Genomic DNA, 13,839 nt, shown 5'->3' on the forward strand with positions numbered 1-13,839 from the left:
TTTGTAGCCTGTGGACTGGGGGGGTGAGCCGGTGTGGGGCCTCCTTTCAGGAAACGCTACGAGCACATCCATGTGCGCTTGACTCCGGCCGTCCTTGGCCGGAGACATTCCTGAAAGGAGGCCCCACACCGGCTCTGCAAGCTTCACAGTTATCGCTCAATGCTTCTTTTCTCTCCCGTAGGTCGGATTAGCCGAAGGCGTAATCCGACAAAATCAATGAAAATCCCGCGAACTAACCGGCAAAGCCTCAATCAAGTGGCTCAAATCCGACAACCTTCCCGCCATCACATGAACAATATCCCCCTCACGCTCCAACACACCCTTCACATGTAACAACCGCGCCGTTATCAGCGGCTTTCGCTGTCGACGCGCTGTTTCCAGCCACACCACCACATTCACGTTGCCGGTTTCATCCTCCAGGGTAACGAAGGTTACACCGGAGGCTGAGCCGGGGCGTTGGCGGCCGGTGACCAGGCCGGCCACCTGGACAGGGCGGCCCGGTTGGATGGCCTTGAGCTGTTCGGCGCTGAGGCAGAATTTCAGGTGGCCCTGTTCGCGGAGCAGCGCCAGAGGGTGGCGCTGCAGGGTAAGGCCCTGGCTGGCGTAGTCGGCGAGTACGTTCTGGCCTTCCGTGGGTTCGGGCAGGTGTACACAGGTGGTGTCCGGCAGGTATTCCGCGCTTGTGTCAGCGGCAAAGAGTTTAGCGGGTTGTTCGTGGCCGAGGAGGTGCCAGTAGGCCTGATGACGGTTGGCGGTGAAGTCGGGCATGGCGTTGGCGCCGGCCAGGAGTTCCATATCCCGCTGGTTCAGCCCGGCCAGGCGGCGGAGTTCGGCGGTGGTTCGGTAACCCTGTTGGGGGCGAAGCCGGCAAAGCTGCTCACCACCGCTGGTGGACAAACCCTGTATCAACCTCAGGCCCAGGCGTAGATGGCGATCAGGGCCTTCGAGGGTGTGGTCCCACTGGCTGTGATTTACATCCGGTGGCAGTACGGTGACGTTATGGCGGCGGGCGTCCTGAACCAGCTGGGAGGGCGAGTAGAAGCCCATGGGCTGGCTGTTGAGCAGTGCGCAGTAGAAAGCTGCAGGGTAGTGGCGCTTTATCCACGAGGACACATACACCAGCAACGCAAAACTGGCGGCGTGGGATTCCGGGAAACCGTAGCCGCCAAAGCCGCAGATCTGAAGGTACAGTCGTTCGGCAAAATCGGCATCGTGACCTCTTTCGAGCATGCCGTTGATGAGCTTGTCCCGAAAGGGGGTCAGGTCGCCGTGGGACTTCCAGGCGGCCATGGCGCGGCGGAGCTGGTCGGCCTCCCCGGCGGAGAAACCAGCGGCCACCATGGCCAGTTTGATCACCTGTTCCTGAAAAATGGGCACACCCAGGGTGCGCTCAAGGACTTTGCGTACGGCGTCGTTGGGGTAGTCCACCGGTTCCAGCCCATGTTTACGGCGCAGGTAGGGGTGCACCATATCGCCCTGGATGGGGCCGGGGCGGACAATGGCAACTTCGATCACCAGGTCGTAATAGGTGGTCGGTTTCAGGCGCGGCAGCATATTGATCTGGGCGCGGGATTCCACCTGGAAGACACCGATACTGTCGCCTTTCTGCAGCATGGCGTAGGTGGCCGGGTCTTCCTGGGGAATATCCTGCATGGTAAAGGGGGCGCCCTTTTCCTCACTGATCAGGGCCAGGGCCTTGCGAATCGCTGTCAGCATGCCGAGGGCAAGTACGTCCACTTTCATCAGGCCCAGGCTTTCCAGGTCGTCCTTGTCCCACTGTATGACGGTCCGGTCGGCCATGGCGGCGTTTTCTACCGGTACAAGTTCGGCCAGCGGGCCCGCGCTGATGACAAACCCTCCCACATGCTGGGACAGGTGGCGCGGGAAGCCGAGCAGGGTATTCACCAGGGAAAAGAACTGGTCAGCCACTTTCGGGTTGCGGGTGAGGTGTTTGTCGAGAATCTGCTGGCGCCAGTTGCTGGCCTTGTCCCGCCAGTCGATGCCTTCCAGCAGCTGTTCCACCATGGCCGGGTCAAAGCCCAGGGCCTTGCCCACATCGCGAATGGCACTGCGTGGCCGGTAGCGGATCACAGTGGCTGCCAGGGCGGCCCGTTCGCGGCTATAGCGCCGGTAAATGTACTGGATGACCTCTTCCCGTCGTTCATGCTCAAAGTCCACGTCGATGTCTGGTGGCTCGTCACGGTCTTTGGAGATGAAGCGCTCGAACAGTAATTCCACCCGTGCCGGGTTCACCTCGGTGATGCCCAGGCAGTAACACACGGCGGAGTTGGCGGCGGAGCCCCGCCCCTGGCAGAGGATGCCTTTGCTGCGGGCAAAGGCAACAATATCCTGAATGGTGAGGAAGTAGTGCTCGTATGCCATCTCCGAGATCAGGGCCAGCTCTTTGCGGATCAGGCCCTGAACACTTAATGGTGTGCCGTCGGGGTATCGCCGGCGTTCGCCTTCGCGGGTCAGCCGTTTCAGATAGGCCGCCGGGGATTCTCCTTCCGGTACCAGGTCTGGCGGGTATTCATAACGCAGGCTGCCGGGCTCGAAGGTGCATTGTTGGGCAATAACCAGGGTCTCCCGCAGCCAGGTGGCGGGAAACAGACGTTGCAGGACCGGCAATGGCCGCAGGTAGCGCTCGCCGTTCTGGAACAGGCAGTGGCCGGCATTCTCCAGGGTGGTGTGGTTGCGCAGGGCAGTGAGCACATCTTGCAAGGGCTGACGATCGCGGGTGTGCATGTGCACTTCGCCGGTGGCAACCACCGGGCACCGTATGTGGTCAGCCAGCCAGCGTACACGGGCCAGTTGCAGTTCTTCCCCGGCCTCAAGGGTGCGGGTGGTGGCTATCCACAGGGCAGGGTCAAACAGGCGCTGCAGCCATTCACCACAGGCCAGGGCCTGATCGGCATCCGCCTCGCCAGGTGAGGGGGGCAGCCACAGGCACAGGCAGTCATCCAGAGTGTGGGTTTCAATGTCCCGGAAAAATAGCTGGTATTGGCCTTTTTCAGCCCGCCGCCGCCCGGTGGTGATTAACTGGCAGAGCTGTCCATACCCTTTGCGGGTGCGGGCCAGCAGAATAAAACGGGGAACGGTAGCGCCAGGCGGGGCATCTTCCAGTTCAAACCAACTGCCGGTAATCAGCTTTACCGGACTGTCTTTCAGTGCGGCCCAGGCCCGGGGAATACCGGCTACCGAACAGGCGTCAGTGATTGCCAGGGCGGAATAGCCCATTTCCAAAGCGCGCTCTGCCAGTTCCTGAGGGTGAGAAGCCCCGGTCAGAAAGGTAAAATTGCTGAAGCAGAACAGCTCTGCGTAGATAAACTCGCTCATCAACCGAACCATCCGTGGACGAACCAGCCATCCCGCACATCCCTGAATACCCAGGCGAGCTGGCCGCTGTCCAGTTGCGCAATGTAATAATCCCTGTGAACCCTCTGGCCATCCCACCAGCCACCGCTGATACGTTCCGGCCCCGAGAACCATCGGGACGGGGCTGCGGTAAGCGGTTGCGGGCCCCTGAGCAACCATAACGGACGACGGGGCAGTTGGGTGTAATCCGGCAGCCGGGTGCCAGGCCTGCGCAGCACTTCGGAGGCAGACCACGCCCGCTCCGGCCGGTGATCCGCCTGTGGCGATAACTGCTGCAGGGCGGCCTCGCCAAGCCGTGCCTGCAAACGGCTGATCAGGGTATGCCAGGCTTCATTCAGATCCTGGGTTTCACCCAGAAGATCCCGGCCAGCGCCGGCTTCCCGCCCCAGGAACCGCCTGATCGACAGTACCAGCGATAACACCGGCGCTCTCAGCGGCTGCTGCTCAAGCCGCAAGCGAATCAGGTTCAGGAACGTTTCAGAGCGGTGCTCCGGGCCGGAGGTACGAACCCGCAGGCGGGTAGGTTCTTCGTGCCGGTGCTGCAGAACCAGCAGCAGGCTGTCGGTATCCTGCTGGCGCCAGCACAGGTCTTCCTCCAGTTCAGAGAGAATGCGTTGGAGGGAAAACAGCAGGCCCTGGGACTGTTCAACTTCCTGTACAAAGTCTATCTGCTGGCGAAAGTAGTGAGGGGGATGCCAGGGCGTTTTGGGGTCTGCCCGGTTCCCCTGGATTTTCTGGACATAGGCCAGGGTTTCCGGCGAAAGGCGGCGGGCCAACTCATTGGAGGGTAGGGCAAGCACCTCCCCAAGGGTGTTCAGGCCGATACGTTGTAGCCGGGTACGGGTTTTGTCCTCAAACTCTGCCGCCATCAGGGACATCTGCCCCAGCGCACGCAGAATATGGCCCTTGTCTGCCGTGCATTCACCCTTGCCCGTGCGGGCAATCAGCCGGGCCGAGAGAGGTGTATGGCCGATACCAATCCAGGCGTTAAGCTGGCGTTCGTTCAGCCCCTGCTCTACAGTCTGCCAGACGGCGGGCAGCCCTCCGTAAAGCCGCTGCAGGCTGCCTACTTCCGCTAGCAGGCCATCAGGGGGCACCAGTACGATATGGGCCGCATAACGGTACAGCCAGCGTGCCTGGTCTTCGAGGATCCGCGCTTCCTGTTGGTGGTCTGCCCTTACCATACCGAGCTCCGGCACTAGGCTGATGGCAGTTTTCAGGCGCATGCCAGCCCGCACCCCCTGAGCCCGCGCTTTCGGGCAGGCCTGGATGACTTTCTGGCCGGAGCCTTCCACTACGGCCAACGCCCCCTCGTTTTCACGGGAACGGCGAATATGGTCCAGCAACAGGTGAGGGAAGTGCAGGTACAACCAGAGCATGATGACCTTACCCGGCCTGGCCAGACCAGGGGCCCTGTACTATCCGGGGTGCCTCCTGGAAAGCCAGATCGGCCCGGTGGTGCATTGCCAGCGAACAGCATTGCCCCGGCCAGCTGCCGCGGCGTTTCAGCACATTCACCCTGAGATCCTGATGCTCTCCGGGAGCCAGTTCCAGGCGCAGGGCCGCCGGGGAATTCTGTTCGGCGTAGCGGCGTTCACGGAACAGCACACACACATTGCTGCCGGCCTCGGCTGCCAGTTGCAGGCGCCGTATTTCCCGGGCGGCCAGTTTCCCGGGCCAGACCATGACCAGGCCGGTTACCGGAGAGCGCAGACAGTTTTCCAGTGTCCACAGGAGGTCGCCCTCGTCTTCGGTGTGGATGAGTATCACCTGATCCAGGTTGACCCCCTCCCGAGCGAAGGCGGGCGCGTACGGGGTGTGGGGCGGGTTTATCCAGAATACAGTTTTGCCACTGTGAGACAGCCGTTGCATTAAAGGCAATAACAGCTGCAATTCCCCGATGCCTGGCGCATTCAGCAAACACTCGCTCAATGCGCCCCTGGGCCAGCCGATGCCCCCGAGCTGGTTGTCCAGCATCTGGTAACCGGTTGGCTCTGCCGACTGATTGGTGCGGATATGCTGGTGCCCCTGCCAGACACGGGCATCCTGCATCAGCGTGTTCAGAATCTCGCTCATGGAAAACTCTCAATATACTGTTTAAATATACAGTATTCTGAAAGGCGGCCGATTTCAAGGACCGGGTTGATAATCTGCTGGAACCCACCCACGCTTGTAGTACACCCATCAACCAGGGAGGTGGAAAATGAGTGAGTTGACGAAACAGAACTGCGAAGCCTGCAGTGCAGACGCACCAAGAGTGACTGCTGAGGAAAAACAGGCCTTGGGAAAAGAGGTGCCAGACTGGCAGGTTGTTGAACTGGATGGAGAAGAACAGCTACAGCGAGTGTTCAAACTCAAGAACTTCGCCCAGGCGCAGGCGTTTACCAACAAGGTGGGCGACCTGGCCGAAGCCGAGAACCACCATCCCGCCATCCTGTTGGAATACGGCAAAGTGACGGTACGCTGGTGGACCCACAAGATCGGTGGCCTGCACAAAAACGATTACATCATGGCGGCACGAACCGATGCAGCCTACGAAGAGATGCAGTGATTCAACCCATCTTCAGGGAAGTGCTTTCGACTGTCGTCATCGGTGTTGAACCAATGAGGCATTAGCGGCGTAGCAAATAAATATCGACCGGATAAGAGTTTCGTTGGTCAGAGCCGCCCGCCGGATGGCAGGGCTTAATTCAGCTTGAGAAAGGATATCTGAGATGACTATTTTTGAGGAGCTTCGGGCAGACCATGACAGGCAACGAGAGCTAGTCGATCAGCTACTCGCAACCAGTGGCGCCACTGATGAGCGTGATCGCTTGTTTTTGAACCTGAAAAAGCAGCTCGAGGACCATGCGCTGGCAGAGGAGAGGTATTTCTACGTGCCCTTGATGCAGTTTGATGCCACTCAAGAAAAGGCCCGGCACAGCGTTGCCGAGCATCACGAGCTTGATGAGTTGATTGAAGCCGTATCCGGTACCGGGCAGGATTCGTCAGCCTGGCTTGCTCACGCAAAAAATCTTGCCCATAAGTTACTGCATCATCTCGAAGAAGAAGAGCAGGAAGTGTTTCCCAGCGCCGGCAAGGTGCTCGGAGAAAACGAGAAAACCTCGCTAGGATCGGATTACCGGCGCGAGATGGAGAAACGAACGTCTCCCTGAGTATGAAGCAAACGCCGCAAAGAAAGCATGCGAACGTTGAAACAGAAGGAGGATGTATATGAGTGCGCCGCTAAATGGAAAGAAAATCGCGTTTCTTGCGACAAATGGTGTTGAACAAATCGAATTGACTCGTCCTTGGAAAGATCTCCAGGGCGCAGGTGCAGAGCTGCATCTTATTTCGCTGAAAGAAGGTGAAATTCAGGGTTACCACCACCTGGATAAAGCGCACACCTTTCCGGTGGACAAAACGGCAGCAAACACCGATGCGAACGACTACGATGCGCTGATTCTGCCTGGGGGTGTCGCAAATCCGGACGAACTGAGAACGGGCGAAGCTGCGGTTTCGTTAATCAAGCAATTCTGCAACAAGCATAAACTGGTGGCCGCCATCTGCCATGCCCCCTGGACGCTAATCGAAGCGGATAAGGTTCGCGGCCGCACACTGACGTCGTTCCCCAGTCTGAAAACCGATATTCAAAACGCCGGCGGAACCTGGGTTGACGAGCCAGTACACAATGACAATGGTTTGATTACCAGCCGAGTTCCGGATGACCTGGACGACTTTTGCGCCGCCATCATCGAGGCGCTGTCGCCGGCCGCCGGATAACCGTGAGTGGGGGCTGTCTGAAGTTGGCCTCCAGCGGCCTCAAACCAAAAGCCCAGGAACTGTTAGCGCTGATAGCAGTAGTGAGCGCCCGAGCAGGTTTCCGTGCCAATCAGGTAAGGAGCTAATTGGGCGAAAAACGGCAACAGCTTGGGTCGATTCAGTCGTTTGCGAACCACGACCTTGCCGTGGTGGTCGGTGCCATGAATACTGAACACAGTTTTCGGCAGATCGATACCGATGGTTGTAACATTCACGATGACTCCTCCTGCTTTTGATTGAAGAGGTCGACACCTTCAATGTGGCACATGGATGCCGTGGGAGCAGGGGAGTCCATATCATTCGTTAACTGATAGGGAGATCAAAGATGTCTCGTTTTTGGGATGCTTTCCAACACCTGGAAATAGCACAAAATCGAAGAAAAAGTGGCGATGCACAAATAGACGCCAAAACCGCACTCCGCTCAATCAAAGATCTTGAAGAAAAAGTAGATCGGCTGTCTTTACTCTGCCATGCGTTATTTGAAGAGTTAGAGCGGGCTACAGGCTTTTCGGAAGCGAAGCTCAAAGAGAAAATGACGCAAATTGATCTCCGAGATGGCAGGGAGGACGGGAAATATGACCCTGTCATGGGGGCAGATTGTCCGGATTGCGGGCGGCAAGTTAAGAAAACACGACGAAATTGCTTTTGGTGTGGGGCAAGTCTTCTGCCGTTGGGGTAAGTGGACACTGTTAACAAGAACAGGCGCGCGAGGCCTACCGCACTGCGGCTTCACCTCCATTCCGTAGGCGGGCATGCTGCAAGCTTAAGCGCTAATCGAAGACAGGGAGTAGTCGATGGTAATCAGAGATGTGTGCTTTCCCTCGGATAGCAGGGAACTCCGACGGCTAATTCATGAGTACGCTGATTGGCTCGGCATTGACCTCTCTTATCAGGATTTTGAGGGAGAGATGGCCAATCTTGAAGCACTCTTTTCTTTGCCAAGCGGGCAATACACGTTCGCAATGGTAGGTTCTTGCGTTGCAGGAGGTGTTGGCTTCAGGAGAATTGACGAGCATACAGCAGAGGTAAAACGCCTGTACGTCCGTCCGGACCAGCAAGGGAAAGGTATCGGTCGGTCGCTTATGGAAAACCTCTTTCTAAAGCTCAAGAGCTTAGGCTATAGCCGGCTCGTTTTGGACGCAGTACCTCCCACGAGAAAAGCCCAAGCCTTGTACGAGAGAATGGGGTTTACTGAAATTGAGCCCTACTTCCACAATCCGGTGCCTGAAACCAAGTTCTACGCATTTGATCTTCGCCACCAAGCTGTGGATCAAGGTGCGTAAAAAACACGATCATGGATTGGAGTTCCCGAAGGCTTCGCTGGATTCAGTCTGGCGCACAATGTAAGTTCAGAGGAGGAAGTTGACCAGGTAATGGCCCCTCCGCTGAACCTGCATAACCAATCGAAGTAGTTGTCGGCCGTGAAGGCCTGAATTTGCGGTCGTATCAGGCCCCGGCTTTTCTGGAAGTTGATTCCCTCGGGCCAGCACGGCGCAAAGGTACAAATGCCGGCACCTGTTTCTGGTAATCGCGATAGGGTTGGCCAATAGCCTGTTCCAGATCTTTTTCTTCCCGCGGAGTGATCACCAGAATGTAGCTTGTGGCCAGAATAGCCATTAACGCGTGGCCGACGGTCATTTCAGGAGTCGCCCAGAACACTATCATCCAGCCAAGGCTGATTGGGTGGCGTATTAATCCGTAAAGATAGCGTGCTGAGAAAGGAGTCTCACGGTTCGGTTGGCGGCGAATAAACCGCCAGACAGGGCCGAGCCCAAAAAAGTCAAAGTGGTTTATGTTGAAGGTGGCCAACACCATTACCGTCCAACCCATAGCATGTAGTCCATAAAACAGGCCCGCCAGGCTGGCAGTTTCTGTCTTCCATATTATTCCGGGCAAAGGGTGCCAGAGGGTTATCAGGGCTCCCAGGGTCAAGCCGGATACCAGAACGTAGGTGCTGCGTTCCAGTGGTTGTGGCACGATCGCTGTCCAGCGCTCCTTGAAAGCAGGCCGCGCCATTATGGAATGTAGTGCAAAATAGCCGCCAAGAAGCAGGCTGTTGGCACCAACTGCAAGCAGCGAATCGGCGGGTGCACCCCCGTCGATACCCCAGGGCGTCAGGTTCAGCAGGAAAGCCATCAATGCCAGCAATGAGGCAAAGCCAATGCCATAGGCGGCCAGGGCATAAAGCCCGAAGAAAATGTTTTTCATGGCGTCTTGCCCTCTTCGTTGCGAGCGATGAAGTAAACATTAAAGGGATCGTGCTCCAGCCGATGGGACTCAATATGATGAAAGCCTGCCTGGCGAAGCATCAGTTCAGCTTTTTCTTCGCCCCATAGGGTGCCTAGTCCCGGCCCGCCCTGGGCGAGTGAAACCGGTGTGCAGTGGGCGCAGGATATGGTGTAGAGCAGTGGGCCGAGGGGGTGCTCAAGGTTGTTCTCCAGGAAGCTGGAGCCAGCAATGTCCTGCATCAGGTACATTCCACCGGGACGTAATGCTTCCGAAATACCCCGTAAGAGGGCTGCGGGATCCGCCTGATCATGAACTGCATCAAAAGAGGTAATCAGGTCGTAGCTGGCCGGGTCGCGGAAGTTCCGAAGGTCCCGGGCGTCAAAAAACAGATTGGTCAGCCTCCTGGCACGGGCTTTCTCCCGGGTCGGTTCGAAGGCCTCCTCACACAAGTCATAGCCGGTAAACCGGCTGTTAGGAAACGCCTGTGCCAGAGCCAGCAGAGCCAGCCCTCGTCCGCACCCTGCGTCAAGCACCGATATGCCGCGCTCAAGACGCTCCTGCAGTCCGGGCGCCAGTGGGAGTATGTGATTGAACAGGGCGCTCACCACGGTCTGGTGGCTGTCTTCCGCCATGACTTCATGAAAGCACGGATAGGCGTTGTAGGGCAGCCCTTCGCCAGTGCGGAAGCAAGTCATAAGAGCTGTTTCCATGCTGCTGATCAGAGGAATGAAGCGGGCTGTTACCGCCAGGTTGTCGGGGCTGGCGCTGCGGGTCAGACAGGCTGCATGAGCAGAGTCCAGCGAGAAGGTTTTAGGGGTGGGTTGATAATCAATGATTCCGCCGGTGACCATTACTGATAGCCATTCCCTGATGTATCGCTCGTTCAGTCCGCTGGCGTCAGATATTTGGTGGCTGGTGGATGGTGGCAAGCTGGCCAGGGTGTCAAACAGCCCAAGCCGGTGACCGAGAGACGTCATGGCCACGATGGCAGCATGGTTTAACATTTGAGCGAAGTGTTCCCCGAACAGCTCAGGGCTGCGAGCCGAGGTCGGTGCCGAGACTGGTGCGTTCATCATTCGTTCTCCCTGTTAAGGATTGTCTGGTTGATGCACGTCTATGTTGAACGGTTTGGCGCCCGGACCCTTGCGCGAAAACTGTCAATTAATGGTCGAATCGGCCAGGTGGCCATTGTTGGGGGAAGGTCTTATGATCGGGGCTGTAAGGGAGAGCACAGAGTGTCAGATAAAACCCCGGATTTGAGCCGCAGGCCCGTTGAGGTGGGCATACTTGCCGTTCCCCAGGCAACGGCCTCACCGATCTATGGCATGCAGGAACTACTGGGCTCCGCGGGACGGGATTGGGACTTCCTGATGCAGGGGGTACCGGGGAAGGGGTTGATTGATGCCTCCATTGTTTCATGGGATGGCGAACCGATGGAATTGGCGAACGGAGGCTGGATCAGGCCGACAAAAACCCTGGACGAGCATTATTGTCCCGATGCGATCTGTATTCTGGAGGTGGTGTTCGACCCCCTTGCCGGCCCCGGGGAACTCTTTGCCAGGGAAACCCGGTGGCTGAAAGAATACTGGCGGAAGGGCGGATTGATAGCGACCGCCTGTACGGGCGCGGTTCTACTTGGAGAGGCGGGGTTGCTGGCCGGCGAGGATGCCACTACACATTGGGGCTTCTGCGAATTCATGGCAAGGCGCTACCCCGGAGTGCGGATGCATCCGGAGAGAGCCTTGGTTGCCTCCGGCATTGGCCAACGACTTATCATGTCCGGAGGCGGCACCTCGTGGATGGATCTCGGGCTGTATCTGATAGCCAGGTTCTGCAGCCAGGCTGAGGCCGTTCGGGTTGCCAAGGTTCACCTGATTGAGTGGCATCAAACCGGGCAGCAACCCTTTGCTTCCGTCAGTCACCAGAGGCAGTCGGATGATGCGGTTATTGCCCGCTGCCAGCAGTGGGTTGCCCACCATTATGATCGGTCTTCGCCGGTGGCGGGGATGATGGCACTGAGTGGGCTGAGTGAGCGTTCCTTCACTCGCCGGTTCCGGCAGGCAACCGGTATGGCGCCCATCGAGTACGTGTTAACCCTCCGGCTTGAAGAGGCCAAGCAGATTCTGGAGACCAGCAACGTATCTGTGGAGGTTGTCGCAGAGATGGTGGGTTATCAGGATGCGGCCTTTTTCAGCCGTAAATTCCGGCAGCGAGTTGGCCTTACGCCTGCCCAGTACCGGAGAAAATTCGGGGGCCTGGGTCGCTTGTAGCTATTGGACCCGACCTGATAGATGAACCAGGGTGCCGGGAAATAGTGACCTAAACTTATTTGTCATCGCCCGATTTTTGGTATACAGGTGAGTTCAGTAGGCCATTTTTCTATGGCAGAGACGCCATAGAGGCATTCAAACCTTCCCATCTTGTAAGCGGAGCTTTTCATGCAGCCAAAAGACATCGTGGCGCAGTTTATTGCTGATATCCATGCCCAACGCTTTGAAGAGGCAAAGGCCTTGTTGGTTGATGAGGGATTCGAGTACGTGGGACCGAATATGCGCTTCCTTCGGCCGGACGACATGTTGTCTTACCAGTTCGGTATGGCCGCTATTCAGAAAGATCTGATCCTCCGTCAACTCAGTGCGGAAGGGGAGCATGTATTCGCGGTGCTGGACTACCGGACCAACTTTGAACCGATTGGAGACGTGCGGCTGGCAGTCTGGTTTCGTGTCCGGAACGACAAAATACAGACCGTTGAAGCCTTCTATAACGCAGCAGTGGTTGAAAACATGCTGGGAGGCAACCTGCCTTCAGCCAGCTGAACCCTCCAACAGCGAAACGCCAACGGAGCTGTGTTGCCGACCCATAACGCCGGAGCTATGCTCATCTGAAAAGAGAACGGTGGAAGAGGCTCTACTATGGTTGGCGGAGTGAGGGAAAGACGATTACGAATCGGACTTGTGGTTGTCTTGGTGGTGGCCGCGCTGGCCGTGGTAGCAACGTTGGCACTGTGGTGGCTGGTTGATACTGAGCAGGCCAGAAAGCGGCTTGAAGCGGAGCTTACCGAAACCCTTGGCCTGGATGTGGAAATCGGCCAGGCGCTGCAGTTCGGCATTGTTCAGGGGCCGAGCGTCACCATCCCGGGTCTCGAAGTGAGCCGGGACGGGCAGGTAGTGGCCACCGCTGAAAGCGTCAGAGTAGGGTTTTCTGCCTCCCGCCTGCTGGTTGGCGACATACACCCGACTGACCTTCACATCAAACGGCCGGAACTGTTGGTTGAACGTACCCCGTCCGGTGAATTTAACGTCTACAAGCCTCAACCCGGGGAGCTCAACGAACTTACGCTGCAACGGTTGCGGGTCTCTGACGCCCAGCTTACCTATCGTGATCAGACCACGGAGATGAAATGGCAGGGGGAGAAGTGCAATCTGGACCTGCGCAATATCCGCCATAAGGGTGGTGAGCTGGCGCAAGTGCTTGAAACGCTTGCTGCCGGGGGCGAGTTGCAGTGCCATGCGGTTAGTCAGGAGCGCTTCAGTATGTCCGAACTGTCGGTGACAGCGCGTGGCGAAAAGGGTGTTTTCGAGCTGGATCCGGTGACTGCACAGGCCTTGGAGGGGAAGCTCTCGGGGCGGGCAGAAGTTGATGTTTCGTCTCAGACGCCTGCCATCCAGCTTGAAAACAAACTTACGGGATTCGATTTTGGCGCGTTCATGAGCATGCTGAATCCGGATCAGGTCGCTGCCGGCAAAATCGACCTTGATCTGGCTCTGAATGCGAAAGGCAGCAGCTGGCAGGAACTCCGGCAAAGCGCCAGCGGCAGGCTGGATTTGAGCTCCGGAGAACTCAGCTTTGATGGGTTTGATCTGGATGATGAGCTGGAGGACTATACCGACACCCAGCGCTTTAACCTGATTGATGTTGGTGCCATTTTCCTCGCCGGGCCGGTAGGTCTTGTTGTTACCCGAGGCTATGAATTTACAGGCTTACTGGAAGGCAGTGGGGGCAGCACCACCATTGATCAGATGGTCTCGGAATGGACCATTGAGGATGGCGTGGCGCAGGCGAGCGATGTGGCCTTCCGCACACCTGAAAACCGCCTCGCCCTGAGCGGTGCCCTGAGCTTCAGCAATTACAGCTTCAAGGATTTGCGTGTGGCCGTCGTCGACTCTGAAGGCTGTGCCGTGGTTGAACAACAGATCACTGGCCCATTCCACGAACCCGAGATTGAGCGTCCCAACGTTCTGGTGGCTGTGACAGGACCGATGCTTGACCTGGTCGAGCGTGGAGTGCAGGCCATTACGAACGAGGAGTGCGAAACTTTCTACGCCGGATCCGTTGAACATCCTTGATGCTGAAATAAGGTGCGCATGCAGTACCGGGAGAGTTACTGACCGAGACGAAGGGCATCAAAAACTGGATAATGGCCGCCATCCAAGG

General features: G+C 57.4%; 14 protein-coding genes. 8 read left to right on the forward strand and 6 right to left on the reverse strand.

From position 1 onward, the window contains the following. Nucleotides 1-213 precede the first annotated feature (213 nt). The 3 genes from FO268_RS17265 to imuA are packed head-to-tail and all read right to left on the reverse strand — an operon-like array spanning nt 214 to nt 5,451. A complete protein-coding gene (locus tag FO268_RS17265) occupies nt 214-3,336 on the reverse strand; it encodes an error-prone DNA polymerase (protein WP_150994483.1) in 3,123 nt (1,040 codons plus the stop codon). Next, nucleotides 3,336-4,754, reverse strand: coding sequence for a Y-family DNA polymerase (locus FO268_RS17270; protein WP_150994484.1), 1,419 nt, complete (start codon nt 4,752-4,754; stop codon nt 3,336-3,338). Before FO268_RS17270 ends, FO268_RS17265 begins: the two co-directional genes overlap by 1 nt. Before the next feature lie 7 nt (nt 4,755-4,761). Further along, a complete protein-coding gene (gene imuA, locus FO268_RS17275) occupies nt 4,762-5,451 on the reverse strand; it encodes a translesion DNA synthesis-associated protein ImuA (RefSeq protein WP_150994485.1) in 690 nt (229 codons plus the stop codon). A gap of 127 nt (nt 5,452-5,578) precedes the next feature. On the opposite strand from imuA, the gene FO268_RS17280 reads away from it, so the two are divergent. From FO268_RS17280 to FO268_RS17290, 3 genes are all read left to right on the forward strand, one after another. Further along, the gene (locus FO268_RS17280; RefSeq protein ID WP_150994486.1) at nt 5,579-5,926 is read left to right on the forward strand and encodes a 4a-hydroxytetrahydrobiopterin dehydratase; all 348 of its coding nucleotides are present in this window, start codon (nt 5,579-5,581) and stop codon (nt 5,924-5,926) included. A 163-nt stretch (nt 5,927-6,089) separates the two neighbouring features. After that, nucleotides 6,090-6,530: a hemerythrin domain-containing protein gene (locus tag FO268_RS17285; protein WP_150994487.1), complete on the forward strand. Its 441-nt coding sequence runs from the start codon at nt 6,090-6,092 to the stop codon at nt 6,528-6,530. A gap of 58 nt (nt 6,531-6,588) precedes the next feature. Then, entirely contained in the window at nt 6,589-7,137 is a 549-nt protein-coding gene (locus tag FO268_RS17290) for a type 1 glutamine amidotransferase domain-containing protein (protein WP_150994488.1), read from the forward strand. Nucleotides 7,138-7,199: 62 nt separating this feature from the next. Here FO268_RS17290 and FO268_RS17295 read toward each other — a convergent pair whose 3' ends face one another. After that, nucleotides 7,200-7,391, reverse strand: a complete 192-nt coding sequence (locus tag FO268_RS17295; RefSeq protein ID WP_225316819.1) for a hypothetical protein — start codon at nt 7,389-7,391, stop codon at nt 7,200-7,202. Nucleotides 7,392-7,501: 110 nt separating this feature from the next. Between FO268_RS17295 and FO268_RS17300 the strand changes: the two genes are divergently transcribed. Both FO268_RS17300 and FO268_RS17305 read left to right on the forward strand, forming a co-directional pair. Further along, nucleotides 7,502-7,855: a hypothetical protein gene (locus tag FO268_RS17300; protein WP_150994489.1), complete on the forward strand. Its 354-nt coding sequence runs from the start codon at nt 7,502-7,504 to the stop codon at nt 7,853-7,855. 115 nt (nt 7,856-7,970) lie between these two features. Continuing rightward, complete coding sequence (locus FO268_RS17305) at nt 7,971-8,459, forward strand: GNAT family N-acetyltransferase (protein WP_150994490.1); 489 nt, start codon at nt 7,971-7,973, stop codon at nt 8,457-8,459. A gap of 163 nt (nt 8,460-8,622) precedes the next feature. Here the strand turns inward: FO268_RS17305 and FO268_RS17310 are convergent, their stop codons facing one another. Beyond that, on the reverse strand, nt 8,623-9,384 hold the full coding sequence (locus FO268_RS17310) for a methyltransferase family protein (protein WP_150994491.1): 762 nt from the start codon (nt 9,382-9,384) through the stop codon (nt 8,623-8,625). Further along, entirely contained in the window at nt 9,381-10,481 is a 1,101-nt protein-coding gene (locus FO268_RS17315; RefSeq protein ID WP_202336676.1) for a class I SAM-dependent methyltransferase, read from the reverse strand. The genes FO268_RS17310 and FO268_RS17315 overlap by 4 nt, the downstream gene beginning before the upstream one ends. A 159-nt stretch (nt 10,482-10,640) precedes the next feature. Here FO268_RS17315 and FO268_RS17320 point away from each other — a divergent pair, with 159 nt between their 5' ends. From FO268_RS17320 to FO268_RS17330, 3 genes are all read left to right on the forward strand, one after another. Continuing rightward, nucleotides 10,641-11,675, forward strand: a complete 1,035-nt coding sequence (locus FO268_RS17320; RefSeq protein WP_202336678.1) for a GlxA family transcriptional regulator — start codon at nt 10,641-10,643, stop codon at nt 11,673-11,675. Nucleotides 11,676-11,843: 168 nt separating this feature from the next. Next, nucleotides 11,844-12,221 (forward strand): nuclear transport factor 2-like protein, encoded by a 378-nt coding sequence (locus tag FO268_RS17325; RefSeq protein WP_150994493.1) that lies wholly within the window; start codon nt 11,844-11,846, stop codon nt 12,219-12,221. 96 nt (nt 12,222-12,317) lie between these two features. Then, complete coding sequence (locus tag FO268_RS17330; protein ID WP_150994494.1) at nt 12,318-13,751, forward strand: AsmA family protein; 1,434 nt, start codon at nt 12,318-12,320, stop codon at nt 13,749-13,751. Nucleotides 13,752-13,839: the final 88 nt, after the last annotated feature.

It is taken from the genome of Marinobacter denitrificans (assembly GCF_008795955.1).
Taxonomy (GTDB): Bacteria; Pseudomonadota; Gammaproteobacteria; order Pseudomonadales; family Oleiphilaceae; genus Marinobacter; species Marinobacter denitrificans.

Coding starts and splice junctions, on each gene's coding strand:
- FO268_RS17280 (WP_150994486.1), top strand. CDS start 5,579: ATGAGTGAGTTGACGAAACAGAACTGCGAAGCCTGCAGTGCAGACGCA.
- FO268_RS17290 (WP_150994488.1), top strand. CDS start 6,589: ATGAGTGCGCCGCTAAATGGAAAGAAAATCGCGTTTCTTGCGACAAAT.
- FO268_RS17315 (WP_202336676.1), bottom strand. CDS start 10,481: ATGATGAACGCACCAGTCTCGGCACCGACCTCGGCTCGCAGCCCTGAG.
- imuA (WP_150994485.1), bottom strand. CDS start 5,451: ATGAGCGAGATTCTGAACACGCTGATGCAGGATGCCCGTGTCTGGCAG.
- FO268_RS17330 (WP_150994494.1), top strand. CDS start 12,318: ATGGTTGGCGGAGTGAGGGAAAGACGATTACGAATCGGACTTGTGGTT.
- FO268_RS17300 (WP_150994489.1), top strand. CDS start 7,502: ATGTCTCGTTTTTGGGATGCTTTCCAACACCTGGAAATAGCACAAAAT.
- FO268_RS17285 (WP_150994487.1), top strand. CDS start 6,090: ATGACTATTTTTGAGGAGCTTCGGGCAGACCATGACAGGCAACGAGAG.
- FO268_RS17270 (WP_150994484.1), bottom strand. CDS start 4,754: ATGCTCTGGTTGTACCTGCACTTCCCTCACCTGTTGCTGGACCATATT.
- FO268_RS17305 (WP_150994490.1), top strand. CDS start 7,971: ATGGTAATCAGAGATGTGTGCTTTCCCTCGGATAGCAGGGAACTCCGA.
- FO268_RS17325 (WP_150994493.1), top strand. CDS start 11,844: ATGCAGCCAAAAGACATCGTGGCGCAGTTTATTGCTGATATCCATGCC.
- FO268_RS17265 (WP_150994483.1), bottom strand. CDS start 3,336: ATGAGCGAGTTTATCTACGCAGAGCTGTTCTGCTTCAGCAATTTTACC.
- FO268_RS17310 (WP_150994491.1), bottom strand. CDS start 9,384: ATGAAAAACATTTTCTTCGGGCTTTATGCCCTGGCCGCCTATGGCATT.